This window comes from Brevundimonas sp. (genome assembly GCF_032107865.1).
In the GTDB taxonomy this organism is placed as follows: domain Bacteria; phylum Pseudomonadota; class Alphaproteobacteria; order Caulobacterales; family Caulobacteraceae; genus Brevundimonas.
This window is the reverse complement of record NZ_DAMCNG010000023.1, coordinates 1-22,947: the sequence shown is the minus strand read 5'-3', so window position 1 is coordinate 22,947 and position 22,947 is coordinate 1. Positions and strand designations below refer to the sequence as shown.

Sequence of the window (22,947 nt, the reverse complement as noted above, 5' to 3'; positions counted from 1 at the left end):
AGCATCCTCATCCGCGCCGGCGTGGTCCAGTTGGGCCCGCACCGCATAGCCGACGAGGCCCTCGACTTCGACGCCGTGTATGACAACGCCCTGTTCGCCGCCTCGGCGGAGGTCGTGCCCGCGTGGGAAGCCTATCTCGACGGCGTGCGCAAGGCCGGCTCCTCCATCGGCGCCGTCGTGGCGCTGGAGGTCACAGGCGTCCCCGCCGGCTGGGGCGCGCCGCTCTACGCCAAGCTGGACGCCGAACTGGCCGCCGGCCTGATGTCCATCAACGCCGTCAAGGGCGTCGAGATCGGCGCGGGCTTCGGCGCCGCTGAACTGTCGGGCGAAGACAACGCCGACGAAATGCGTCTGGGCGACGACGGCCAGCCTGTCTTCCTGTCGAACAAGGCGGGCGGAGTCCTGGGCGGCATCTCCACCGGCCAGCCGCTAACGGCGCGGGTGGCGTTCAAACCGACGTCGTCCATCCTGACCCTGCGCCAGACCATCAACCGCGACGGCGCCGAAGTCGATCTGCGCACCAAGGGCCGCCATGACCCCTGTGTCGCCCTGCGCGGCGTGCCGGTCGTCGAAGCCATGGCCGCCATCGTCCTGGCCGACGCCAAGCTGCGGCATCGGGCGCAGGTGGGTTGACGCTCAATAAGAAACAAACACAGTTGCAAATAAGATTTGGCGATCCTATCTAGGTCTCAAGCATTCCTCGGATGGGAGACCGAACCATGATCGACATCAGACCTTTCAACACCCTCGGCGGCGCCAACCACGGCTGGCTGAACGCCAAACACCACTTCTCGTTCGCCAACTACTATGATCCCAAGCGTATGGGCTGGGGCCGTCTGCGCGTCTGGAACGACGACGAGATCGGCGCCCGGTCGGGCTTTCCGCCCCACCCCCACGCCGACATGGAGATCATCACCTATGTCCGCACCGGCGCCATCACCCACGAGGACTCGATGGGCAACAAGGGTCGCACGGGCGCGGGCGACGTTCAGGTGATGAGCGCAGGGACCGGCGTGCGTCACTCCGAGTTCAACCTCGAGAACGAAACGACCACCCTGTTCCAGATCTGGATCGAGACGGACAAGCCGGGCGCCCAACCGTCCTGGGGCCAGCGCGAATTCCCCAAGAACGACCGCTCGGGCAAGTTCACTGTCGTCGCTTCGGGCGATCCGGCGGACGAGGCCCTGTCGATCAACGCCGACGCCAAGATCCTGGCCGCGACTCTGAAGGCGGGCGAAAGCCTGACCTATGACCTGGCCGCCGGGCGTCGCGCCTATCTGGTGCCCGCCGTGGGCCGAGTGGACATCAACGGCGTGACCCTGAACGCCCGCGACGGCGCCGGCATCATCGACGAGGCCGTGATCACCATCACGGCCGCCGAAGACGCCGAACTGGTCATGGTCGACAGCCTCTAGGGCCGCACTGATCGAAAGATCACAGGGGGCGTTCGAAAGAACGCCCCCTTTCTTTTGCGCGCTGACAGAAGGCACGCGGCGCGGCAGACTGCCCCTATGATCCAGCGCCTCCCCGCCCTCGCCCTCTGCCTGTCCGGCGCTCTCATGCTTCAAGGCTGCGTCGCGGGCGCCGTCGTCGGCGCCGGAGCCGCCGTCGTCGGAGGCGCGGCCAAGGTGACGGGTGCAGCCGTCGGCGCGGGCTTCGACGCCGTCACCACCTCGGACGAGGAAACGAAGGCCAAGCGCGAGCGCGAGCAGCGCGAATACGAACGCGAACAACGCCGCTGCGAAGAGAGACAGCGGCAGGGCAAGGACTGCTAAGTCCCCTTCGCTTCAAGGCGTTTCGTCGCCAAGCCATTGCATCACTTTTCGCCGACTGCTAACCGCCACGGTTCGCAGAAGGAGATTTATGCGCAGAGCCCTCCATTGAATCCGCCCACGCGGGATTCCTGCGCCTGATCAGGCGCAGTCTCTGTTTGCATATTTATCTGCGGAAAATTCATGTCACACATAGACACGGTCATTCGTGCCTATAGCCCGTCGACCGACACGGCCTCGCTGTCGGACATCTGGCTGCAAGCCTCGATTCTCGCTCACGCCTTCATCGGCCAGGAGCGCCTTCTCGAACAGCAAGGGCTGATCGAGAGCAAATACCTTCCCAACGCGGAAACATGGGTCGCTTGTCGTGGAGGTCAGCCGGTCGGCTTCATCAGCCTGATCGACAGCTTCATCGGCGGCCTTTTCGTCGCTCCTGACCAGCAAGGCCACGGGATCGGGCGCGCCCTGGTCGCGCACGCTCTTTCACTGAAAGGGACGCTGATGCTCGAAGTCTATACGGACAACGATCAGGCCATGCGCTTCTACGAAGCCCTCGGCTTCCAGGAGCAATCGCGCCGCGCGACGGACGATTCAGGCCTGCCTTTTGAGAACGCCCAGATGCTTCTGGCGGCCTAAGGCATCCGGCAGGGCGGTTCGCCGCCCTGCCCTCGCCCTTATCGCACGCCGATGTATTTGTGCGTCTGGACGCTGAGCCGCCATTGCGGGCGGGTCAGGCAATATTCGATGGCGGCGGCGGTGTTGGCGGCCTGATCAGGACCGTCCATGGGCTGAAGCCAAAAACGCTCGAAATCAAGATGTTCGAAACGGTCAGGCATGGCCAGCGGCTGAGGGAAGACCAGTTTCAGCTCCTGACCGGATGCCTGAACCACGGGGGCGTCAGCCTTGGGGCTGATGCAGATCCAGTCGATGCCGTCCGGCGCCGTCAGGGTGCCGTTGGATTCAATGGCGATCTCGAACCCGCGTGCGTGCAGGGCGTCGATCAGCGACGCGTCCAACTGCATCAGCGGCTCGCCGCCCGTGCAGACCACCAGCTTGGGATCACCTTCGCGACCGCGCCACATCCCGGCGACATGATCAGCCATCAGGTCAGCGGTCTTGAACTTGCCGCCGCCGTCGCCGTTCACGCCGACAAAATCGGTGTCACAGAAGCTGCAGATCGCGGTCGCGCGATCCCGCTCCAGCCCGCTCCACAGATTACACCCCGCGAAACGCAGGAAGACCGCGGGACGCCCCGCCTGCCCGCCCTCGCCCTGCACCGTCAGGAAGACTTCCTTGGCCGAATAGGTCATGCGGCCGCCCATTGCGCATAACCCGCCGCGCGCAGTTCGCAGGCCGGGCAAGCGCCGCAGCCATACCCCCAGACATGGCGATGCGTTCGGTCGCCCAGATAGCAGGTGTGGCTGAACTCGATGATCGCCTCGACCAGGGCGCGACCGCCGATCTGATCCGCCAGTTCCCAGGTCTGGGCCTTGGTCAGGAACATCAGCGGCGTCTCGACCGGCACCGACTTGTCCAGGCCCAGCGACAGGGCGCGCGCCGTGGCCTGGATCGTCTCGTGGCGGCAGTCTGGATAGCCGGAGTAGTCGGTCTCGCACATGCCGCCGATCAGAACTTCCAGCCCCCTGCGATCGGCCAGAGCCGCCGCCGCGACCAGGAAGATCAGATTGCGCCCCGGCACGAAGGTGTTGGGCAGACCACGAGCATCCGCCTCGATGGCGCGTTCGGTCGTCATCGCCGTCTCGCCGATGGCGCCGAAGCCCGTCAAATCGACCACATGATCGTCACCCAGGCGGTCGGCCCACTGCGGCAGAGCCTTAACCAGTTCCTCGCGAACAAACTGGCGCGCCTGCATCTCGACCGAATGACGCTGACCGTAGTCGAAACCGACGGTCTCAACACGATCGAAACGCTCCAGCGCCCAGGCCAGGCAGGTGGCGCTGTCCTGCCCGCCTGAAAAGAGAACAAGAGCTGTTTTTTCAGAGTGTTGCACGATTGCGCTCATGACAAGCCTGCGGTCGGCCCGTAAGCCGCGCGCATTCGAAAAAAGGAACCAGGGTCGGATAGATGGGACGTTGCCTCCTATACGCCAGAGCGGCGGGCTCGGCAAAGGATGCGAGACTGAAGAATAATCGAGGCGGTTTAACCCTTCTGCAAAAGATTCTCTGAGATTGTAAAAGAACCTCAGTAGGAGCCGGCCGAATGCCGACGATTGAAGTGCTGACCGACCGCGTGGAGCCGGTGGCGAAAACCGCCATGACCGGCGACATTCTCGCGCGGTTCCAGCGCGAGCCGGACACCATGGTGATACCGGTCGTCGATGGCGATCGACCTGTCGGCCTGATCGAGCGCGGCGACTTCCTGCTGAAGCTGGCCGGCCCGTTGGGCCAGAGTCTGTACGGAGCCCGCGAAGTCATCCACGTGATGGACCCGGAACCCGCCGTCATCGAATCCGGCGTTCGTGTGGACGCCTTTTCATCCATCATCCTGAAGAGCGGCCCCGGCGCCTTGATGCGCGGCTTCATCGTCACGCACGGCGGGGCCTATCGCGGCGTCGGCACGGCCGTCGCCCTGCTTCGCGCCATCAATGAAGACCAGCGCCACGAGAACCAGCGCCTGGTCGAGCAACTCCGCTCCTCCGACGCGGCAGAGCGCGCGCTCCAGACCGCAGCGCGGGACAAAAGCCGTTTCATGGGCCTGCTGAACCGCGAACTCAGCACCTCCATGAACGGGGTGCTGGCCGTGGCCGAGTTGCTGCACCGCCAGCCGCTGAACGAAGCCGCCAAGGCTCACGCCCGGACTATCATGGACTCGGCCGAGGACATGCTGGACAGCCTGCGTGACGCTCTCGACCTGGCCCGCGCCGAAGCGGGCGAGTTGCAGATCACGACGACCGCCACCCCCCTGCGCACCCTGATGGACGAGTTGCAGAGCCATTGGTCGCCGCGTGCGGCTCAGGACGGCGTCACCCTGATGGTCGGCTATGAAGGCGACACGGAACTGGCAGCCATGGTCGATGCAGACCGCCTGCGTCAGGTGTTCAACAACCTGATCGGCAATGCCCTGAGCTTTGCCCGTCACGGCATGGTCGAGGCCAGCCTCAAGGCGCACGCCCATGGCGACCGCGTCCAGATCGAGGCCCGCATCCGCGATGACGGCCCCGCCGATGAAAGCCGCACCAGCGGCCTGCTTGACGCTTCGGCCCCGGATGCCGGGCTGGGCCTGGCGATCAGCCGACGCCTGATCGAATGCATGGATGGCCGCATCTGGGCCGAAAACAACACAGGACGCGGCGCCACCTTCGCCTTCGACCTGTCGGCGCCGATCGCCTTCATCGAGCGCAACGAGCCGACCAACGTCGCAGATCTGGACAGCCTTCATCTCCAGGCGCGCCCGCATGTGCTGATCGCGGACGACAACGCCACCAACCGCGTCGTAGCCCAGGCCCTGTGCGAGATGTTCGGCTGCACCTCCGAAACCGTCGAGGACGGTCAGGACGCCGTCGAAGCCGTCCAATCGCGCCCCTTCGACCTGATCCTGATGGACATCAAGATGCCGCGCCTCGACGGCGTCGGCGCGACACGCGCCATTCGCGCGCTCGACGGTCCTCAACGCGACATACCGATCATCGCCCTGACCGCCAATGCCGATCCGGACGACGCCAAGGCCTATCTGGCCGCAGGCATGGCCGCCGTGGTGGAGAAGCCCATCAAGCCGGAACGCTTGCGCCTGGCCATGAACACCGCGCTGGAACCGGCGAGCGCCGCCCCGGCTCGAGCAAGAGACGTCGCCTGACGGCGTTCAAGCTGTCGATAGATCGCCCTGAAGTTCTTCATCGTCCTCGTCATAGCCGACGAGGCGCAAGGCGCGCGCCTTCACCCCCTTCAACTCCGCCCAGCGCAGCAGGCCCTCCTCGCGCCCGTGCGTGATCCAGATTTCTTCCGGGGCCAGTTCCTCGAAGGTCTGGATCAGTTCGGGCCAGTCTGCATGATCCGAAATGATCAGGGGCAGTTCCACACCCCTTTGACGCGCCCGCGCCCTCACGCCCATCCAACCAGAAGCGAAGGCGGTCACGGGATCGGCGAACCGGCGTGCCCAGCGATCCTGAATGGCCGAAGGCGGCGCGATCACCACCTCGCCGCCCAAGGCCCGCGCCTTCAGCCCCGTGGCGGGCGCCAGCGGCCCCAGGTCGATCCCTTCGTTCTGATAGAGGCGATTCAGACGTTCAAGCGCGCCGTGCACATGAATGGTCTGATCCCACCCCGCCTCGCGTAGCAGACGGATCACCCGTTGCGCCTTGCCCAGGGCGTAGGCGCCGACCAGGTGAGCGCGTTCAGGAAACTGCGCCAGGGAATGAACCAGGCGCGCGATCTCCTCCCCATCAGGCGGGTGAACAAAGACCGGCAAACCGAACGTCGCCTCCGAAATGAAGACATGACAGCGAACCGGCTCGAACGGCAGGCAGGTCGGATCGCGTCGTCGCTTGTAATCGCCAGAGACCACCATGGTCAGGCCGTCCCGCTCGATAACGGCCTGGGCCGAACCCAGCACATGCCCGGCGGGCGCAAAGCGCACCGCCACGCCGTTGATCTGCGTCGTCTCTCCGTAGGCGGCGGGCTGCGTCCGCCCGGCGAAGTCGGGTCCGTATCGTTCAGCCATGATGGCCAGGGTCTCGGGCGTCGCCAGCACGGCGCCATGTCCCGGCCGCGCATGGTCAGAATGACCGTGCGTGATCACCGCCCGGTCCACCGGCCGCACGGGATCCACATAGAAATCGCCAATCGGGCAGTAGAGGCCGGCTAACGCCGGCCGCAGAAGATCTTGGGGTCGGATCATCAAACTATCCGCTCGCTGGACAAGAAGGCCCCCGACGGGCGACCAAGGCGAGACACAACACAGGACGCCTCGATGACGGATTCGTTCCTCGACACCCTCTTGCCGCAACTCGCATCCGGCGCGGCCCATACCCACGCTTTGGGCTTCGCGTTCGAGGGCCTGGACGGAGACCGCGTCCGCATCCGCGTTCCCTATCGTGACGATCTGGTCGGCGATCCTGAGACCGGCGTGCTGGCTGGCGGCCTCGTCACCACCTTGCTGGACCACGTCGGCGGTCTGGCCGTCTGGGTGGGGCTGGGAACATTCCGACCCGTGGCGACGCTCGATCTTCGTGTCGACTATATGCGCGCCGCAGCGCCGGGTCGTGACCTGCTGGCCGAGGCGAGGTGCTATCGCCTGACGCGCAACCTCGCCTTTGTGCGCGCCTGGGCCTTCGAGGATGATCCGACCGACCCTGTCGCCGCCGCCCAGTCCGCCTATATGGTCAGCGCGGAAGGCGATCACCGACCCGGCGCAAACCTGAAATCCAGGAGCGCCGCATGACCGCATCCCTGCTCGACAGCCTGCCTTACGCCCGCTTCCTGGACCTCCAGACCCAGATGAACGGCGACGAGATCACCGTCGTCATGCCGTTCGCCGACAAGCTGATCGGCAACCCCATGCTGCCGGCTCTGCACGGCGGCTCGACCGCGGCCCTGCTGGAAATGACGGCCATGGCCCAGGTCTCGCTCACCTATCCACGACTGCGGTTGCCGCGTCCGATCAACGTCACCGTGGCCTATCTTCGCTCAGGCCGCCCCATCGACGTCTACGCTCGCGCCAGGATCAACAAGGCCGGACGCCGCGTCGCCCATGTCGTCGCTGAAGCATGGCAGGACACTCGACAGGAGCCGATCGCCTCGCTCACCGCCCATTTCCTGCTGGACCCCGAGAACGCGGGATCGTGACGAAGGCCGTTGGCCAACGTCAATTGTAAATTTTGTAAAGAAAGTCCTACCCAAATTAGTTAATACACGTTAACACTTTCTCGTTGTTCTTTTTCAACGAGGGGTAAGTCATGGATCGCAACGAAGTCATCGCCGGTGTCGCCGGCGAACTGTACGCCACCGAAAAAGCCTTGGATGACGCCATCGCCCACGCCGCCACCCTGGTTCAGACCATGATCGGCGCTCGTACGGCCCTGTCGCTCTCGGCTGTCGCTGCTGCAGGCTCCCAGACCAAGGCCATGGAGGCCATCGCCGCCCTCAGCACCGCTCGTGAAGCCGTGATCGCTTGCCACGCCGAACTCGAGAAGGACCATCGTCGCCTCGGTTACGGCACCTACGCCCTCGGCCCGGTCAACAAGCCCGACGAGTGGGACAGCCGTCCGATGGGCAGCCAAGAACGCCACCTGCGCGTGGCGTGAATTCGACGTAACATTCGGACTCGGCGCTCCGATTTCCGATTTGCATGATGTAACTTGGCCCCCATTGTCGTGAGACAAATGGGGGCTTTCGTTGCTGGAAACCATATCCGCACTAGTCGGCGCCGGCTTTATCGTGCTGGTCTGCCTTTTCGCCCTGACCAAGGGGAACCGGCCAGAGCGCATCGGGGCCGCAACGGTTCTTGGCGGGTGGTTCCTATCAATCCTCGCCCAAACCTACATCGGGTACGCATCCGTGCAGTGGCCCACCCTGATCATCGACCTGGCCGCCCTGGCCATCTTCGTCGCACTGGTGTGGAAATCGCCACGATCCTGGCCGGTTTGGGCCAGCGCATTCCAACTGCTCGCCGTCGCCAGCCACGTCATGGTCCTGATGAAGCTGCGACCCGAGATTTCCGCTTTTTACACTGTGACCAACATGGCGGGTTACGGCGTCATTATCGCCCTGGGCGTCGGCGCCTTCTTCGCCTGGCAGGAACGCCGCGCAGTAGGACTCGACGACGAGGAATAGGTAGATATTCCTAACCCCCTCGATTAAACTGGCGCTTCAAGTTTCTCGGAACCTGCGCCAGTGCCCTTGTCCCATGCACAAATCTGGAAGGCCATCGACGCCCTGGCGCGGCGAGAGGGCGTTTCGGCCTCAGGCCTGGCGCGGCGCGCGGGGTTGGACGCCACCAGCTTCAATCCATCCAAACGACTGGGGCCCGGTCAGCCTCCTCGTCCTCGTTGGCCCTCGACAGAAAGCCTGATGCGCGTGCTTCAGACCAGCGGGCTAAGCTTGGCCGAATTCGCCGCCCTGGCCGATGACGCCGCGCCGCAGCGGCGCGCCATACCGCTTCTGGGCCTCGCTCGAGCGGGCGACGAGGGCTTCTTCGACGACGCCGGCCTGCCTATGGCGGAAGGCTGGGATCAAACCGAACTTCCGGCCCACAAGGACAGCCTGTTCAGCCTGACCATCGACGGCGACTCCATGGAGCCGGTTTATCGACCAGGCGACCGGGTCATCGTCGACCTGGACGCTACAGAGGTCCGGCGCGGCGATCGTGTGGTGGTGCGCACGGCGGACGGCGAAACCCTGGCCAAGGAGATCGCAGCCCTGAACGGCCGCGAGGTCGTTCTGGCCTCGCTCAATCCGCACTATGAGCCGCGCACCCTGCCCCGCCGCCACGTCCTGTGGATGGCTCGCATCCTGTGGGTCAGCCAGTAGACAGCAAAAGGCCGCCCCTTTCGGGACGGCCCTCGCATTTGATCGACGCGGGGGAGAAATCCGCCGATCAGTTCGGCGCCACGTAGCGGGCGTTGACCCAACCGCCGCCCGCGATCTGCACCCACTCGCCCTGCGACCCGGTGGCCGTGAAGTGCTGGCCTGCCGACAGGCTGCCGGTCTGGCGATATTGGGCGCCCGGTCCGGTGCGGATCCGCAGGTTGGAGGTCGCGCGGTACATATTGGCGTTGCTTTGGCTCGCTGCGCGCGTGCGCTGCTGGTTGCAGCCGATATAGGAGCCAGCCGCTGCGCCCGCGCCGGCGCCGACAACGGCGCCCAGAGCGCGCTCGTTCTTCGACACCTGGCTGCCCGCCAGGCCGCCCAACACGGCGCCGATAGCGGCGCCCGCCTGCTGACGACCGCCCGGTGCGTCGCAGTTGGTGATGCCATTGGCCTGAGGCATGGCGCTAGCGGTCATGGGCACAGCGGCGGCGGCCAGAGCGGCGAACATTGCGGTGGCGGCCAAACCCGCCTTGAAGGTCTTCGACATGAGGCTCTCCTGTCATCGAGTTGTCGATGAAGAGAGAATGCACCGCCCAAGCTGAAGGCTCCCCCAGCCTTGTCGTTATGTTCCGTTCATCTTTCTTGTCGAACGCAGAGCCGCCTGATGTTCGGACGCGCCCAAGTTTGTGTGAAAAAACAGATATTGTTCATTTCCTACCCCATACGGGGGATGGGCAGAGGCCGCATTGTCGTGCGCTATGACGTCCATGGGCGCACTTGGAAAAGCAGACGTGGCTCTGGATGTGCTGTGGCGCAGCCTTTACGGCCAGCCGCTGCCGATCTCCGGCTCTCCCGAGCTTGCGCTACAGGTCATTATGGAATGCGAGCGAAAATCATGGTCCCCAGCACCCGCCGACGCCATCGCCGATCAACCTGGTTGCCGTCCCCGTTTGAGAGTCTGCTCTTGATGCTGGCTATAGCGTCCCTGGTCGGGGCCGTCTTCGTCGCCTGACCAGCCCCCATGACGAAGACGGGCTGCTGACGCGGTCAGCAGCCCGAAATGTCTCCGCCCTTAGCCCTCAGCCAAGCCCCCGGCGGCGCCCTTCTCGATCAGTGCGATCGTCTGGGACAGACCATAGATGGCGGCGAACGACCCGAAGCGCGGCCCCTGCGAGGCGCCCAGCAGCACCTCGTAGAGCGCCTGGAACCAGGCCCGCAGCGGCTCGAACTCGTGCGCCTTGCCTACCGCATAGACCTCGCCCTGGATGATCTCGCCGTCGGTCGTGTCCGCCGGCAGGGCCTTCAGACGGTCGGCTAGGTCCAGAAGCGCCGCCTTCTCCTTGTCGTCGGGCAGACGATAGGTCTTCGAGGGCTTCACGAAGTCCTCGTAGTAGTTCAGCGCATAGCCCATCAGACGGTCCAGAACCGGCTCATTCTCAGGCGTGGCGTCCGGCAGGTATTTGGCGAAGTAGGCCCACAGCTGGTCCTTGCTGGAGGCGTTGGCCACGCCGACCAGGTTCAGCAGCAGGGCGAACGACACCGGCGAGGCGCTCTGCGGCGGCTGGCCCGAATGGATGTGCCAGACGGCGTTGTCGATCTGCTTGGCCGGCTCCTGCGTCTTGTACTGCTCGATGAAGGACAGATAGTCGTCCGTCGCGCGCGGAATGACGTTGAAGTGCAGGCTCTTGGCCGACTTCGGCGACTGGAACATATACCAGCTCAGGCTCTCCGGCGTGCCGTAGCGCAGCCACTCGTCCATCGTCAGGCCATTGCCCTTGGACTTGGAGATCTTCTTGCCTTCGACGTCGAGGAAGAGCTCGTAGTTGAAGCCTTCCGGCGGCGTGCCGCCCAGGGCGCGACAGATCTTGCCGCTCTCGCGCACGCTCTCGATCAGGTCCTTGCCCGACATCTCATAGTCGACGTCCAGGGCGGTCCAGCGCATGGCCCAGTCGGGCTTCCACTGCAGCTTCACATGGCCGCCGGTGACGGGCACCTCGGTGCGACCGCCCGCCGGGTCGTCAAAGACGATAGTGCCGCGCTCGACGTTGCGCTCCAGCGTCGGCACCTGCAGCACATGGCCGGTGATCGGGCTGATCGGCAGGAAGGGCGAATAGGTGGCGCGGCGCTCCTCGCCCAGGGTCGGCAGCATGATGCCCATGACCTTGTCGAAGCGCTCCAGCAGGGTCAGCAGGGTCGCGTCAAACCGGCCCGACCGATAGGTCTCGGTCGAGGACATGAACTCGTACTCAAAGCCGAAGCTGTCGAGGAAGGCGCGCAGACGGGCGTTGTTATGCGCGCCAAAGCTGTCGTGCGTGCCGAACGGATCGCGCACCTTGGTCAGCGGCAGATGCAGGTCTTCGCGCAGCATCTCCGGGTTCGGCACGCCCTCGGGCACCTTACGCAGGCCGTCCATGTCGTCCGAGAAGGCGATCAGGCGCGTGCGCCAATGGTCGCCGGTCAGGGCGCGAAACGCATTGCGCACCATGGTCGTGCGCGCCACTTCGCCGAAGGTGCCCATGTGCGGCAGGCCCGACGGACCATAGCCCGTCTCCAGGATCACCGGCCGGTTCAGCGCCTCGAAGGTCGCCAGAGCCTCGTCCGTCTTACCCGCGTCGATCAGCAGCTTCGCCGCATCGCGCTCCGCATCCGACAGCCGTTTTTTGAGCACGTGGGCCAGCAGGTTGCGCGCTTGCTCAAACGGCCACGAACGGGCCTCACGGGACAGGGTTTCAAGGTTCTGAAGCATCAACGGGCTTTGACGCCTTGAAGGCCCGGGGTCAACAGCGGCGGCGTTTTACAGGCGCGCTTCGGCGTTCCGCGGCAGTTGCATCTGGTTCTCGAAGCTCATGGCCAGATCGCCGTCCTGATTCGTCACCGTCGTCTTGGTGCGGACGACGCCGCGATCAGGCTGACTCTTCGACGGACGGATTTCGATGATCTCGCGTCGCACGGTCAGGGCGTCGCCGGGGCGCACGGGCCGCACCCACCACAGGGCGTCGACGTTCATGCCCAGCAGTGGCGTCTCACCGAAATAGGCTTCGTCCACGAACTGGCGCATGACGCGCGAACAGACGTGCCAGCCGCTGGCGATCAGGCCGCCGAACCGTCCCGCCTCGGCCGCCGCCTTGTCCACGTGCATGGGCTGAGGATCGAACTCGGTCGCGAAGGCGAGAATCTCGGCCTCGGTCATGGTGAAGGGCTCGCTGTCCCAGCTTTCGCCGACGGTCAGGTCGTCCAGATAGCGGTCGGTCATGCACTCAACTCCCATTGCTCAGTCTGACATAGCGGCTGGAATGGTTTTCGCCAGTCGACTTTCGGCCGGGCTTCGCTTGACCGCAAAGGCGGGGCGTGAGCATTCCCCGCCTCATGCGGACATCCGATTTCGACTTCGACCTGCCCGAGGCGTGCATCGCCCTGCGTCCCGCCGATCCGCGCGATTCCGCGCGGTTTCTGATCGTGAAGGGCGGCGATCTGCAAGATCGGATCATCCGCGACCTCCCGGATTTCTTGCAACCGGGCGACGCCCTGGTCTTCAACGACACCCGCGTGATCCCCGCCCGCCTGTCGGGCGTGCGCCACCGCACCGGGCCGGAAGGCGAGTTGCTGTCGGTGCCGGTCGAGGCCACCCTGCACCACCGCGATGCGCCCGACGTCTGGAGCGCCTTCATGAAGCCGGGCAAACGGCTGAAGGTCGGCGACCGCGTTCGGTTCGGGCGCGAGGAAGACAACGCCTGCTTCCTGGGCCAGGTCGACGCTGAGATCACGGCCAAGGGCGAGGACGGCCTCGTCACCCTGCGCTTCGATCTGGCGGGCCCGGCGCTGGACGACGCCATCCGCGAGGTCGGGGTCATGCCCCTGCCCCCCTATATCGCGGCCAAGCGGGCCGAGGACGACCAAGACCTGAAGGATTATCAGACCGTCTTCGCCGAGCACGACGGCTCGGTCGCAGCGCCGACGGCAGGTCTGCACTTCACCCCCGCCCTGCTGGACGCCATCCGGGCGCGCGGCGTGACGACCCACGCCGTGACGCTCCACGTCGGGGCGGGCACCTTCCTGCCGGTCAAGGCGGACGACACCACAGATCACAAGATGCACTCCGAGTGGGGCGAGGTCTCAGCCGAGACCGCCGCCGCACTGAACGCCGTGCGCGCGGCGGGCGGGCGCATCGTCTGCGTCGGCACCACCTCGCTTCGCCTGCTTGAGAGCGCCACGGGCGAGGACGGCGTGGTTCAGACCTTCCACGGCGACACGGCCATCTTCATCACGCCGGGCTACCGCTTCCGCGCCTGCGACCTGCTGATGACCAACTTCCACCTGCCGAAATCGACGCTGTTCATGCTGGTCAGCGCCTTCGCCGGACTGAAGACGATGCGCGCCGCCTACGCCCATGCCATCGACAGCGGCTACCGCTTCTATTCTTATGGCGACGGAAGCCTGCTGTTTCGGGAAGACGCCCAATGAGCCACATCGACGATCTGCCCGAAAATCTGGCCGCGACCTTCGACATCCTGGCTTCAGCGGCCAGTGAGCTTCAGGATCCCTGGTGGGTGTTCGGGGGCGCAGGCATGGCGTTGTCGGGCCTGTCGGAATGGCACGTGCCGGACGTCGACGTGATGACCAGCCCGCGCGACGCCCGGCGCCTGATCGAGGCTCTGCACGGCGAAGCCATCGAAGACCCCGGCGAAGGCCTGTTTCGATCGCAAGTATTCGGCGAAATCCTGACCACGCCGGTCCCGATCGAGGTCATGGCGATGATGGACGTTCGCGCCGGCGCCGACTGGACGCCGGTCATCTTCACCACGCGCCAGGCGATCGAACTGGACGGGGGCACGCTCTATATCCCCACGGTCGCCGAACAGATCGAGAAGTGTCGCCTGTTTGGTCGCCCCAAGGATCTGCAGCGCGCGGAGCGTCTCGAGACGCTCCTGCGCTGAGACCGCCTCAATAGCGGAAACGCAGCCCCACGGTGTAGAGGCTCTCTTCGTAGCGCACGTCGCGCGGATAGACGCCCTCGCCGTAATCGTAGAACGACCGGAACGGCTGGCCCAGGATATTGGTCGCGTCGAAGCTGACGGTGATGCGCTCGGTCGGCGACCAGCCCGCCGAGAAGTCCAGCCGCGCCACGTCGTCCACATGCTCGCCGATGACGCCGTTGCCGAACTTCGTCCGCAGATTATAGGCCAGCCGCGCCGTCCAAGGCCCGTTCTCATACATGCCGGTCAGATTGTAGGAATATTTCGACACATAGGGCAGAGCCCCGTCGATGTAGGTGGCGTTGGCCTGCACCCCGAACGACCGCGCCCATTCCGGCACGAATTCATAGTCAAAGAAGGTCGTGAAGGACGCCTCGACGCCCTGCAGCACCGCGTCGTTCAGATTGACCGGCCGCGTGACGCGCAGAACGCCATAGATCGGATCGTCCACGTCCATGGTCTGATCAGCGATGAAGCCTGAAATCTCGCGCCTGAACAGGGCCAGGGTCGCCGCTCCGGTATCGGCGAAATAGCGCTCCAGCGTCAGGTCATAGTTGGTCGACTGGATCGGCTTCAGATCGGGATTGCCGCCAGACGCCGTGCGCCGCCCAGAGGTATCTGCCGAAGGGCTGACGAACAGGCTGGGGTTCAGCTGACCGAAGGCCGGGCGCGTCCTCGTCTGGTTCGCCGCCATGCGCAGGATCAGGCCGTCGTCCAGCATGAATCGCACGCCCAGGCTGGGCAGCAGGTCGGTGTAACGCCCACCCTGATCGACCGGCGTGAAGACCTCGGTTTCACCCTCGGTCGAGCGGCTGGTTCCGCGCACGGTGAAGTCGGTGGCGACGATGCGCAGGCCCAGTTCGCCCTCGATCGGAATACGGGTGTTGATGGCAAAATCGGCCTGACCATAGGCCGTATAGGCCGTCTCGGACGCTTCATAGGTCTGGGCCGGGTTGATCGGCGGGCGACCCGGTTCGAACCCGGCCAGGGCGCGCAGGGCGTCCATGTTGGAGCGCAGACTACCGTAGGTTGGCGACACCCAGGCGCGCATGGCCTGCACGTCGCTGCCGTTGAACCCGGCCGGGATCAGGGCCAGTTCGACCGGAAGGGAGGTCAGCGGCAGACCGAGGTCTTCCTGGTTCTGATATCGCTCCCCGTTCTGATAGGAGCCGTTGCGGTCGACGTAGCGCACGCCGAACTTCAACTGCGGGATCAGGCTGTTTCCCGTGTCATAGGTCAGGTCGATCTTCGCCTGCCAGTCGTCGCCCGCGCCGATGAAGTGGCGGTCGAACAGGCCGCGATAGACGTAGTTGTTCGGGTTCGTGACGTCGAAGTCGCGGAATTCGAAGGTCGCCCCGCCGTCTTCGCCCGGCGTATCGAAGTCGATCAGCGTCACCGGCGCATGGGTGAAGGCAGTGTCGAAACTGTAGTTCGAAAACTCATAGGTGCTGTCGGTGCGCGCCAGGTCGAAGGCGATCTGAAGCGGCCCGGCGTTGTAGCTGCCGCCGATCGCCGCTTGCCAGGTGTTCGTCTTGCCGGTCGAGGCGCCCTGCCACTGCTCCGGACGACGCCCCGCGACCTGGATCAGGCTCTGGATCTCATTGCGGCCGTCGCGCAGCGCCACGTCCTCGAACCGGGTGATCTCGTGGTTCAGCGGGACGATGAACTGACGGTCCGAAATCTTGTTGCGATAGCCCTGATAGAGGGCGTCGACATAGAATTCCCACTGGTCGTTAGGTCGCCATTGCAGCGCCAGATTGGCCGACGGCCGCCAGCGCTCGCCCGTTCCGTAGAAGATGCCCACGGCATCCGGGTATCGCGCACCCTGGACCGCAGGATCAGCCGACTGCCCGTCCACGGCGACGATGCCGCCGCTGTCCCAGCGCACGGAGTCGAGGTAGCGGAGACTGGTGTAGGACAGGTTCAGCAAGGCCCCGACCTCGCCCGCGCCCGTATTCCAGCGATTGCTGATCAGGATGTCGCCGTTCGGATCATAGCTTTCCGACTGGGTGGCGTAGGAGCCCTTCACCGAGGTCGACAGTTCGAAGCCGTCGAAATCGAACGGCCGCCGGGACCGCACATTGATCAGGCCGGCGATGCCGGACTCCAGTCGCCAGGCGGAACTGGACTTATAGACCTCCAGCGCGGCGATGGCCGCCGCCGGAAAGTCCTGCATAGCCACTGCACGCCCCTGATCCGTAAAGATGTCACGGCCGTTGTAGGTGGTGGCCACGTCGGGCAGACCGCGCACAATCACCCGCGACGCCTCCCCGCCCCCGCGCTCGACCTGGATGCCCGTGACACGCGCCAGGGATTCCGAGGCGTTCACGTCCGGCAGCTTGCCGATATCCTCAGCGACGATGGCGTCCATCACCTCGTCCGCGTTGCGTTTCAGCGCCTGGGCAGAGCGCAGGCTGCCGCGCAGGCCTGTCACCACGACATCCTGAACCTGGACGGGGTTGTCCGAGGCAGCCGACGGCGGCGTGACTTCAATGGAATCCTGAGACCAGGCCGGGTGGGCGACGGCAATCGCAAGCAGGGAGACGGAACCCAGGGTTCCCGAACGGAGCAGCATTAATCAGGCGACTTTCACGGTTTCGTGCGCTGCCCTAACAGCCGCGTGATCGTTCGGTTGCCAAATAACCGTCGCTATTCAAACAAAGGCGCCGACGCCGGATTACCGCCACAGAACGGCCCCAGGACGTCAACCGGGCCGGGGCTGGCGGCCTTCTCCCGTTCAGCCTAAGACGCGGCTCCTTGCAAGGAACGCCCATGCCTTTTCCATTTGAGATCTCCGCTGTCGAAGGCCGCGCCCGCACCGGCGTGCTGAAGACCGCGCGCGGCGACATCCGCACGCCCGCCTTCATGCCCGTCGGCACCGCCGCCACGGTCAAGGCGATGACGGTGGATCAGGTCAAGCAGACCGGCGCGGACATCCTGCTGGGCAACACCTATCACCTGATGCTGCGTCCCGGCCCGGAACGGATGGAGCGCCTCGGCGGGCTTCACAACTTCATGCGCTGGGACAAGCCGATCCTGACGGACTCCGGCGGCTTCCAGGTCATGAGCCTGTCGGGCATCTCCAAGCTGACCGAGGAGGCCGTGACCTTCTCCAGCCACATCGACGGTTCCAAGCACGTCCTGACGCCGGAACGCTCGATCCAGATTCAGGCCGACCGTCTGGGCTCCGACATCGTCATGCAGCTAGACGAATGCGTCGCCTGGCCCGCCGAGGAAAAGCGCGCTCGCGAAGGCATGGAGTTGTCCGCGCGCTGGGCCCAGCGCTCCAAGAACGCCTTCGGCACGCGCGATGCGCAGGCCCTGTTCGGCATCCAGCAGGGCTCGACCTATGAAAATCTGCGCCGCGAATCCTCGGAGCGTCTGCAAGAGATCGGCTTCGACGGCTACGCCATCGGCGGCTTGGCCGTCGGCGAAGGCCACGAGGCCATGTGCGAGGTTCTGGACTATGCGCCCGAGTTCCTGCCCAAAGACCGCCCTCGCTATCTGATGGGCGTAGGCAAGCCGATCGACCTGGTCGAAGCGGTCTATCGCGGCGTCGACATGTTCGACTGCGTCCTGCCGACCCGCGCCGGGCGTCACGGCCAGGCCTGGACCTGGGGCGGCCCGCTGAACCTCAAGAACGCGCGTTTCGCCGAGGATCAGGATCCGTTGGACGTCGAAGTCCCCTGCCCGGCCTCGCAAGACTATTCAAAGGCTTATCTTCACCACCTGATCCGGGCCGACGAGATCCTCGGCAAGATCCTGCTGAGCTGGCACAACATCGCCTTCTTCCAGGCGCTGACTGCAGCCATGCGCGAGGCCATCAGCGAAGGTCGGTTCGAGCAGTTCCGCCGCGACTTCCGCGCCCGGCACCTGAGGGCCTAGCCGCGACGCGGAACGAACCCGGCCGGCGCCGCCGGCGGGGCGCAATTGCGCTGCATACCCACGCCCTTCAGGAAGGAGCGGCGACGCAGGCCCGCCTGAATGGCCGACTGGACGTGCTTGCTGTGAGCGTCGGCGCCGGTCAGGCGGCGCACCCAGCTGCGAGCCGGAATGAAGTCCGTCACCGTGCCCCGTACGGCGTCCAGCGTCGCCCCGGCGGCGGCGTCAGCGGCGCGCTCGCTCATGAAGGTTCCATCGTCGGTGGGCGCGGCGTCCGTATCCGGCCCCAGAGCCTCGTCCAGTCGCGCGATCTCCGCCGCGATGACAGTGCATCGGGTCATGTTGCGCACGTCATAGGGATTGGATTCCGCCTGCAACAGAACGGTCGGGATTTCCTGACGCTTGAGGTTCAGATCCTCTAGCGGCGCAGCCACGGCGTCGCCCAGGCCCGTGCCCACCTGATCCACCCCGTCTCGAGCGGAGGCGCCGGCGTTGCAGCCGGCGAGCAACAGGGACACAGCGATGACGGTCAATGAAATCTGGCGCATGAGCGCGTTTAATCACGCCCCGCGCGTTAAAGCCAAGCCTGCCGCCTCGACACCAGGCTCGAAGCCCGCCTAGGCTGACGCCATGCGCACGCTGAACGTCCCGCTTTATAATCTGACATGGCTGGATTTCGTGATCGCCGCAGTCGTACTGGCGGCGGCGCTCGCGGTCGCCTGGCGGCTCCACGGCCCCTTGCGACGGCGCGGCGTCGGAACCTCATATGTCAGTTGGTTGGACGAACGCCTGACGAAACTCGAGCGCGCAGTCCGCAACAAGAACCAGAAGTCCTAGGCGCTGATCGTGTTAGAATTTCAGGGGAGTGGTACGCCCCCTCGGGCTCGAACCGAGGACCCTCTGATTAAAAGTCAGATGCTCTAACCAACTGAGCTAGGGGCGCACATCGCGTTTGCGAAGAGCGCGGAACATACGGATGAGCTTCGCGGCGGGCAAGTGGAAATTTCAGGAAATTTTTCGCCGCACAAACAAGGCTCTGACGACGGCTCCCGCCACGAAATCAAGGCGATTCCAGCGCGCGATTCATCCCAGGTTCACATGAATCCTTTAAAGGCGCGCCTGAGGAACCGGCTTCGCCTCTCCACGTTTCCAGCCCCTAGAGGGGGATCAAAAATGAATCGATCCATGTTGAATCGTCTGATGATCGGCGCCGCGCTGGCCGCCACCAGCTTCCTGGCCGCCTGTGAACAACCCTACAGCGAACCGACGCCCGTCGAAGCGCCGGCGCCCGTTGAGCCCCCCGCCGCCGAAGACGCCGCTGCGCCCGCTGTCGCCGAGACTCCCGCCGCTCCTGAAGCCGCCACGCCGGTGGAGGCGCTGCCGCCGGACCAGCGTTCCTCCGAAGAGACAGTGCAACCCGAAAGCGATACGCTGTTTTACTGATTCTCCTGACGAACGGGGCTAATCGCTCATGATCGTCTCGCAACCAGGGTTCGGATTTGACGTCGAGGCTTCCCCTCCTTCTTGCCGGCGCGGCAGTATGCGCCCTTGCAAGCCAGGCCGCCGCCGAACCCCGAGCTCAGATTCGCGGTGAAATAGACGGCGATCTCAAGCGCCAACTCGAACAGGCCATTGGCGAGGTGGACGGCGCGCCGTCCAATCGCTTCGAGGCGCGTCGTCGCGCTCGCGCCGCCCTGACCTCAGCTCAGGCCTTGCTGCGTTCGGAAGGCTACTACCAAGCTGCCGTAGAGGATCAGGTCGAGGGCGATGATAAGCCCGTCGCCGTGGTTCAGATCGCGCCGGGTCGCCGCTTCGTCCTGGGCGAAACTACGATCAACTGGACTGCGCCTGCGCCGGACGCAGAAACCAGCACCGCTGTCATTGAAGACATCCGGCTCAAGCCGGGCGAGCCGGGCCGGGCCGCCGGGATTCTGGAAGCCGAAGGCCGCGTCGTCGCCGATCTGACCCGGCGCGGCTACGCGGACGCCGTCGCCCTGCCCCGCCGCGTGGTCGTGGATCACGCCACCTTCCTGGTTCAGCCCGGTTTCAACATCAACTCCGGCGAGTTGGTGCGGCTGAACGGCATTCAGCTGCGAACCCGCGGGCCGACCAAGGAAAGCTGGCTCCAGAGCTTGGTCCCTTGGAAGGAAGGCGATCGCTACGATCCAGAGGACGTCGCCGAACTGGAACGCCGCCTGCTGGATACCGGCGTCTATGACGGCGTGGGCGTGGCCCTGTCGCCGCTGGACGACATTCGACCGGACGGCCTGCGTCCGGTCGTCGTCACCCTGGCGGATCGGCCGGTCAGCCTGCTTGAGGCCGGCGCCACCTATTCGACCTATGAAGGCGTCGGCGTCGACGTCTTCCGCACGCGCTACAATCGCTTCGGCCGCGCCGACACCCTGCGCTATGGCGCGCGCATCGCCAGCATCGACAGCCGCATCGGCGGCGAGTGGTCCCAGCCGCACTGGCGCAAGGCCGGTCGGACGCTGAAGCTGTCGTCCTTCATCGTCAACGAACAGACGGACGCCTACGATCGCAGCGCCATCACCCTGGCCGCGGACCTGTCCCAGCGCCTCGGCAAGACGTCCTGGTTCAGCTACGGCCTGGGCGTCGATGCGGGCCGCTACACGGAATATCGGTTCGACCCCGTGACCCAGGCGCCGATCACCTTCGACCGCGACCTGGCCATCGTCACCCTGCGCGGCAGCGCCTTCATGGATCGCTCGAACGACCCGCTGAACCCCACCTCGGGCTATCGTCTGTCGCTGTCGACCCAGCCGACCGCCGTGGCGGGCGAGGATACGGTCCTGTTCCTGCGCACCGAGGGCCAGGCCACCGCCTATCTGCCGCTTCAGGACGACGCCAAAACCGTGCTGGCCGGACGCGCCCGCATCGGCTCCATCATCGGTGGCGAAGAACTGACCGTGCCCTCGGACCGCCTGTTCTATTCGGGCGGCGGCGGCTCGGTTCGCGGCTATTCCTATCAGAGCATCAACCCGCGCCTGCCCAACAACCGACCGCGCGGCGGCCTGTCGCTGTTCGAGACCTCGATCGAGGTACGACGCGACATCGGCGAGAAATTCCAGGCCGTGGCCTTCGTCGACGGCGGCGCCATCGGCTTCCAGGAAACGCCCAACCTGACCAATATGCGCTACGGCGCGGGCGTCGGCGTGCGTTACAAACTGCCGTTCGGCCCTGTGCGCGCCGACATCGCCTTCCCGCTGAACAAGCGTGAGGGCGACTCCGGGTTCCAACTCTATCTCAGCATCGGCCAGGCGTTTTGACCGACACACCTCCGCCTCACGAAACGGGCGCAGACGTCGCCGACACGCCGGCCAAGAAGGCCAAGCGCAAGCGCACCCGTCTGCAACTGGCGGCCTTCATCGCGGGCGCGACCTTCGCCGGTCTGCTGGCCCTGATCGTCGTCGCCCTGGTGGGCGGGCGGATGTATCTGGTGTCCGACGCGGGGCGCGAACTGATCACCAGCTTCGTCGCGGGCAAGAAGATCAGCCGTTACGGCCGCATCAACGTCGAGGGGCTGCAGGGCGACCTGTTCAACGACTTCCGCCTGAAGCGCGTCACCGTGACCGACGAAAAGGGCGTCTGGCTGGAAGCCACGGACGTCCGCGTCGACTGGTCCTACTGGCCTCTGCTGGCGCGGCGCTTCCACGCTACGGAAATCAGCGCGGGCCAGATTCGTCTGTTGCGCCGCCCCGAGTTGGAGCCGCCGAGCGAACCGGGCGGGCCCCAGGCCATCTCCATCGACATCGACCGCTTCAGCGCCAATGTCGAACTGCTGGAGGGGTTCTCCAAGGAATACGGCCGCTGGACCCTCAGCGGCGACGCCGCCATTCCGCGCAAGGGCGTCAAGACCGCCAACGTCAACGCCTACAGCCTGAACCGCAAGGGCGACTATCTGCGCCTGGCCGCCGCCTTCGGCGACAAGCCCGAAGACCTGCGCGTCAATCTGCGCGCCAATGAAGCCCAGGGCGGTCCCATCGCCGGGTCGCTGGGCTATTCGCCCGATCAACCGTTCTCGGCCGTCGCCGTAGTCAACGGCGAGGTCATCGACGTCGCCGTCCAGACCGGCCAGTTCCGTCCCCTATTGGTCAAGGGAACCTATGGCGACAACGGCGCCAAGGTGTCGGGTTACGCCGACTTCTCCGGCTCCGACCTGCTGGCGCCCTTCGTGGAGCGTATCGGCCGCACCGCCCGCTTCGGCTTCGCCATGACGCCGGACGTCAAGCGCGAAGGCTATCAGGGCGTGGCCTGGCGCCTGTACGCCGACAACATCGAATCCAGCGCGCGCGGCCTGATCCGCACTACGGACAACACCTCGCCCGACGGCATCAGCCTGGAGCTGAACACCCCCTCGCTCAGCCGCCTGGTGGGGAGCCCCGTCGCCGGTCCGGCGGCCTATACGGGCGTGTTCAAGGGCGACGCCCAGGTGTGGAGCCTGCAAGGCTCGGCCAGCTTGCTGAACGCCGACATCGCCTCCTATCGCGCCACGCGCATCTCCGGCCCCGTCAACATCGCCGCCAACAAGGGCCGCATCGACGTGACGACCGACGTGCGCGCCGTCGGCGGCTCTGCGGCCGGCATCATCGGCGGGCTGCTGGGCTCTGCTCCGCGATTCCAGATGGAAGGCACGCGCATGGCCGACGGCGCCATGCTACTGAAGAAGATCGACGCGCGCGGCCAGGGCCTGACGCTGACCGGCTCGGGCGGACGCAACCTGAACGGCGGTCTGAACTTCACCGGCCGCGCCGACCTGACCGACCTGTCGCGCATCCAGCCCGGCGCGCGCGGCGCGTTCGGCGGCCCGATCCGGGC

General features: G+C 65.4%; 24 protein-coding genes, 1 tRNA gene and 1 pseudogene. 17 read left to right on the top strand and 9 right to left on the bottom strand.

All coding sequences use genetic code 11. The annotated features are described in order from the left end of the window. The 4 genes from RT567_RS04000 to RT567_RS03985 all read left to right on the top strand — a co-directional run. Nucleotides 1-633: chorismate synthase (locus tag RT567_RS04000; protein ID WP_313574465.1), on the top strand; the 633-nt coding region annotated here is incomplete at its 5' end. An 86-nt stretch (nucleotides 634-719) separates the two neighbouring features. Continuing rightward, nucleotides 720-1,415 carry a pirin family protein gene (locus RT567_RS03995; protein ID WP_313574463.1) on the top strand — a complete coding sequence of 232 codons (696 nt, stop codon included), beginning with the start codon at nucleotides 720-722 and terminating at the stop codon, nucleotides 1,413-1,415. A 96-nt stretch (nucleotides 1,416-1,511) separates the two neighbouring features. After that, nucleotides 1,512-1,775 (top strand): hypothetical protein, encoded by a 264-nt coding sequence (locus RT567_RS03990; RefSeq protein ID WP_313574461.1) that lies wholly within the window; start codon nucleotides 1,512-1,514, stop codon nucleotides 1,773-1,775. A gap of 180 nt (nucleotides 1,776-1,955) precedes the next feature. Then, nucleotides 1,956-2,408 carry a GNAT family N-acetyltransferase gene (locus RT567_RS03985; RefSeq protein WP_313574460.1) on the top strand — a complete coding sequence of 151 codons (453 nt, stop codon included), beginning with the start codon at nucleotides 1,956-1,958 and terminating at the stop codon, nucleotides 2,406-2,408. A gap of 38 nt (nucleotides 2,409-2,446) precedes the next feature. Here RT567_RS03985 and queE read toward each other — a convergent pair whose 3' ends face one another. Together queE and queC are read right to left on the bottom strand one after the other, a co-directional pair. Continuing rightward, entirely contained in the window at nucleotides 2,447-3,082 is a 636-nt protein-coding gene (queE, locus tag RT567_RS03980) for a 7-carboxy-7-deazaguanine synthase (protein WP_313574458.1), read from the bottom strand. Continuing rightward, entirely contained in the window at nucleotides 3,079-3,786 is a 708-nt protein-coding gene (gene queC / locus RT567_RS03975; protein WP_409516140.1) for a 7-cyano-7-deazaguanine synthase QueC, read from the bottom strand. The genes queE and queC overlap by 4 nt, the downstream gene beginning before the upstream one ends. 206 nt (nucleotides 3,787-3,992) lie before the next feature. On the opposite strand from queC, the gene RT567_RS03970 reads away from it, so the two are divergent. Continuing rightward, the gene (locus RT567_RS03970; protein WP_313574454.1) at nucleotides 3,993-5,585 is read left to right on the top strand and encodes a response regulator; all 1,593 of its coding nucleotides are present in this window, start codon (nucleotides 3,993-3,995) and stop codon (nucleotides 5,583-5,585) included. Nucleotides 5,586-5,591: 6 nt separating this feature from the next. Here RT567_RS03970 and RT567_RS03965 read toward each other — a convergent pair whose 3' ends face one another. Continuing rightward, nucleotides 5,592-6,626: a ligase-associated DNA damage response exonuclease gene (locus tag RT567_RS03965; RefSeq protein WP_313574452.1), complete on the bottom strand. Its 1,035-nt coding sequence runs from the start codon at nucleotides 6,624-6,626 to the stop codon at nucleotides 5,592-5,594. Nucleotides 6,627-6,698: 72 nt separating this feature from the next. Here RT567_RS03965 and RT567_RS03960 point away from each other — a divergent pair, with 72 nt between their 5' ends. The 5 genes from RT567_RS03960 to RT567_RS03940 all read left to right on the top strand — a co-directional run bounded on the left by RT567_RS03960 (nucleotide 6,699) and on the right by RT567_RS03940 (nucleotide 9,256). Beyond that, the gene (locus RT567_RS03960; protein ID WP_292057572.1) at nucleotides 6,699-7,169 is read left to right on the top strand and encodes a PaaI family thioesterase; all 471 of its coding nucleotides are present in this window, start codon (nucleotides 6,699-6,701) and stop codon (nucleotides 7,167-7,169) included. After that, on the top strand, nucleotides 7,166-7,573 hold the full coding sequence (locus RT567_RS03955; RefSeq protein WP_313574450.1) for a PaaI family thioesterase: 408 nt from the start codon (nucleotides 7,166-7,168) through the stop codon (nucleotides 7,571-7,573). The genes RT567_RS03960 and RT567_RS03955 overlap by 4 nt, the downstream gene beginning before the upstream one ends. A gap of 110 nt (nucleotides 7,574-7,683) precedes the next feature. After that, entirely contained in the window at nucleotides 7,684-8,031 is a 348-nt protein-coding gene (locus tag RT567_RS03950; protein ID WP_292057570.1) for a hypothetical protein, read from the top strand. A gap of 91 nt (nucleotides 8,032-8,122) precedes the next feature. After that, nucleotides 8,123-8,560: a hypothetical protein gene (locus RT567_RS03945; RefSeq protein ID WP_313574448.1), complete on the top strand. Its 438-nt coding sequence runs from the start codon at nucleotides 8,123-8,125 to the stop codon at nucleotides 8,558-8,560. A 237-nt stretch (nucleotides 8,561-8,797) separates the two neighbouring features. Next, nucleotides 8,798-9,256 carry a S24 family peptidase gene (locus RT567_RS03940; protein WP_313574447.1) on the top strand — a complete coding sequence of 153 codons (459 nt, stop codon included), beginning with the start codon at nucleotides 8,798-8,800 and terminating at the stop codon, nucleotides 9,254-9,256. Nucleotides 9,257-9,323: 67 nt separating this feature from the next. Here RT567_RS03940 and RT567_RS03935 read toward each other — a convergent pair whose 3' ends face one another. The 3 genes from RT567_RS03935 to RT567_RS03925 form a co-directional block, all read right to left on the bottom strand. Beyond that, nucleotides 9,324-9,803, bottom strand: coding sequence for an SH3 domain-containing protein (locus RT567_RS03935; RefSeq protein WP_313574445.1), 480 nt, complete (start codon nucleotides 9,801-9,803; stop codon nucleotides 9,324-9,326). 525 nt (nucleotides 9,804-10,328) lie between these two features. Then, complete coding sequence (locus tag RT567_RS03930) at nucleotides 10,329-12,002, bottom strand: lysine--tRNA ligase (protein WP_313574443.1); 1,674 nt, start codon at nucleotides 12,000-12,002, stop codon at nucleotides 10,329-10,331. A gap of 48 nt (nucleotides 12,003-12,050) precedes the next feature. Continuing rightward, entirely contained in the window at nucleotides 12,051-12,509 is a 459-nt protein-coding gene (locus RT567_RS03925; protein ID WP_313574442.1) for a MaoC family dehydratase, read from the bottom strand. Nucleotides 12,510-12,622: 113 nt separating this feature from the next. Between RT567_RS03925 and queA the strand changes: the two genes are divergently transcribed. Both queA and RT567_RS03915 read left to right on the top strand, forming a co-directional pair. Next, nucleotides 12,623-13,717: a tRNA preQ1(34) S-adenosylmethionine ribosyltransferase-isomerase QueA gene (queA, locus tag RT567_RS03920; protein ID WP_313574466.1), complete on the top strand. Its 1,095-nt coding sequence runs from the start codon at nucleotides 12,623-12,625 to the stop codon at nucleotides 13,715-13,717. After that, nucleotides 13,714-14,190, top strand: coding sequence for a hypothetical protein (locus RT567_RS03915; RefSeq protein WP_125899880.1), 477 nt, complete (start codon nucleotides 13,714-13,716; stop codon nucleotides 14,188-14,190). The genes queA and RT567_RS03915 overlap by 4 nt, the downstream gene beginning before the upstream one ends. 7 nt (nucleotides 14,191-14,197) lie before the next feature. On the opposite strand, the gene RT567_RS03910 is transcribed toward RT567_RS03915, so the two are convergent. Beyond that, nucleotides 14,198-16,804: a TonB-dependent receptor gene (locus RT567_RS03910; RefSeq protein WP_313574434.1), complete on the bottom strand. Its 2,607-nt coding sequence runs from the start codon at nucleotides 16,802-16,804 to the stop codon at nucleotides 14,198-14,200. 197 nt (nucleotides 16,805-17,001) lie between these two features. On the opposite strand from RT567_RS03910, the gene tgt reads away from it, so the two are divergent. Continuing rightward, nucleotides 17,002-18,114, top strand: a complete 1,113-nt coding sequence (tgt, locus tag RT567_RS03905) for a tRNA guanosine(34) transglycosylase Tgt (RefSeq protein WP_313574433.1) — start codon at nucleotides 17,002-17,004, stop codon at nucleotides 18,112-18,114. Here the strand turns inward: tgt and RT567_RS03900 are convergent. Beyond that, a complete protein-coding gene (locus tag RT567_RS03900; RefSeq protein WP_313574431.1) occupies nucleotides 18,111-18,659 on the bottom strand; it encodes a hypothetical protein in 549 nt (182 codons plus the stop codon). The two genes, tgt and RT567_RS03900, sit on opposite strands and share 4 nt — an antisense overlap. An 82-nt stretch (nucleotides 18,660-18,741) precedes the next feature. Here RT567_RS03900 and RT567_RS03895 point away from each other — a divergent pair, with 82 nt between their 5' ends. Beyond that, on the top strand, nucleotides 18,742-18,948 hold the full coding sequence (locus RT567_RS03895) for a hypothetical protein (protein ID WP_313574429.1): 207 nt from the start codon (nucleotides 18,742-18,744) through the stop codon (nucleotides 18,946-18,948). Between the two features lie 29 nt (nucleotides 18,949-18,977). Here RT567_RS03895 and RT567_RS03890 read toward each other — a convergent pair. Further along, nucleotides 18,978-19,054 (bottom strand) — tRNA-Lys (locus tag RT567_RS03890). 242 nt (nucleotides 19,055-19,296) lie between these two features. Between RT567_RS03890 and RT567_RS03885 the strand changes: the two genes are divergently transcribed. The 3 genes and pseudogenes from RT567_RS03885 to RT567_RS03875 all read left to right on the top strand — a co-directional run. Continuing rightward, the gene (locus RT567_RS03885; RefSeq protein ID WP_313574427.1) at nucleotides 19,297-19,554 is read left to right on the top strand and encodes a hypothetical protein; all 258 of its coding nucleotides are present in this window, start codon (nucleotides 19,297-19,299) and stop codon (nucleotides 19,552-19,554) included. A 56-nt stretch (nucleotides 19,555-19,610) separates the two neighbouring features. Then, the gene (locus RT567_RS03880) at nucleotides 19,611-21,398 is read left to right on the top strand and encodes an autotransporter assembly complex protein TamA (protein ID WP_409516139.1); all 1,788 of its coding nucleotides are present in this window, start codon (nucleotides 19,611-19,613) and stop codon (nucleotides 21,396-21,398) included. Further along, nucleotides 21,395-22,947 (top strand): annotated as a pseudogene (locus RT567_RS03875) (hypothetical protein); the annotation flags it as partial. The gene RT567_RS03880 and the pseudogene RT567_RS03875, both read left to right, overlap by 4 nt.

What these genes read in the sequence shown, in the direction of transcription:
- queE (WP_313574458.1), bottom strand. Translation starts at nt 3,082, where the DNA reads ATGACCTATTCGGCCAAGGAAGTCTTCCTGACGGTGCAGGGCGAGGGC.
- RT567_RS03895 (WP_313574429.1), top strand. Translation starts at nt 18,742, where the DNA reads ATGCGCACGCTGAACGTCCCGCTTTATAATCTGACATGGCTGGATTTC.
- RT567_RS03900 (WP_313574431.1), bottom strand. Translation starts at nt 18,659, where the DNA reads ATGCGCCAGATTTCATTGACCGTCATCGCTGTGTCCCTGTTGCTCGCC.
- RT567_RS03995 (WP_313574463.1), top strand. Translation starts at nt 720, where the DNA reads ATGATCGACATCAGACCTTTCAACACCCTCGGCGGCGCCAACCACGGC.
- RT567_RS03935 (WP_313574445.1), bottom strand. Translation starts at nt 9,803, where the DNA reads ATGTCGAAGACCTTCAAGGCGGGTTTGGCCGCCACCGCAATGTTCGCC.
- RT567_RS03930 (WP_313574443.1), bottom strand. Translation starts at nt 12,002, where the DNA reads ATGCTTCAGAACCTTGAAACCCTGTCCCGTGAGGCCCGTTCGTGGCCG.
- RT567_RS03885 (WP_313574427.1), top strand. Translation starts at nt 19,297, where the DNA reads ATGTTGAATCGTCTGATGATCGGCGCCGCGCTGGCCGCCACCAGCTTC.
- RT567_RS03915 (WP_125899880.1), top strand. Translation starts at nt 13,714, where the DNA reads ATGAGCCACATCGACGATCTGCCCGAAAATCTGGCCGCGACCTTCGAC.
- RT567_RS03960 (WP_292057572.1), top strand. Translation starts at nt 6,699, where the DNA reads ATGACGGATTCGTTCCTCGACACCCTCTTGCCGCAACTCGCATCCGGC.
- RT567_RS03965 (WP_313574452.1), bottom strand. Translation starts at nt 6,626, where the DNA reads ATGATCCGACCCCAAGATCTTCTGCGGCCGGCGTTAGCCGGCCTCTAC.
- RT567_RS03910 (WP_313574434.1), bottom strand. Translation starts at nt 16,804, where the DNA reads ATGCTGCTCCGTTCGGGAACCCTGGGTTCCGTCTCCCTGCTTGCGATT.
- RT567_RS03990 (WP_313574461.1), top strand. Translation starts at nt 1,512, where the DNA reads ATGATCCAGCGCCTCCCCGCCCTCGCCCTCTGCCTGTCCGGCGCTCTC.
- queA (WP_313574466.1), top strand. Translation starts at nt 12,623, where the DNA reads ATGCGGACATCCGATTTCGACTTCGACCTGCCCGAGGCGTGCATCGCC.
- RT567_RS03985 (WP_313574460.1), top strand. Translation starts at nt 1,956, where the DNA reads ATGTCACACATAGACACGGTCATTCGTGCCTATAGCCCGTCGACCGAC.
- RT567_RS03940 (WP_313574447.1), top strand. Translation starts at nt 8,798, where the DNA reads ATGCGCGTGCTTCAGACCAGCGGGCTAAGCTTGGCCGAATTCGCCGCC.
- tgt (WP_313574433.1), top strand. Translation starts at nt 17,002, where the DNA reads ATGCCTTTTCCATTTGAGATCTCCGCTGTCGAAGGCCGCGCCCGCACC.
- RT567_RS03950 (WP_292057570.1), top strand. Translation starts at nt 7,684, where the DNA reads ATGGATCGCAACGAAGTCATCGCCGGTGTCGCCGGCGAACTGTACGCC.
- RT567_RS03925 (WP_313574442.1), bottom strand. Translation starts at nt 12,509, where the DNA reads ATGACCGACCGCTATCTGGACGACCTGACCGTCGGCGAAAGCTGGGAC.
- RT567_RS03970 (WP_313574454.1), top strand. Translation starts at nt 3,993, where the DNA reads ATGCCGACGATTGAAGTGCTGACCGACCGCGTGGAGCCGGTGGCGAAA.
- RT567_RS03955 (WP_313574450.1), top strand. Translation starts at nt 7,166, where the DNA reads ATGACCGCATCCCTGCTCGACAGCCTGCCTTACGCCCGCTTCCTGGAC.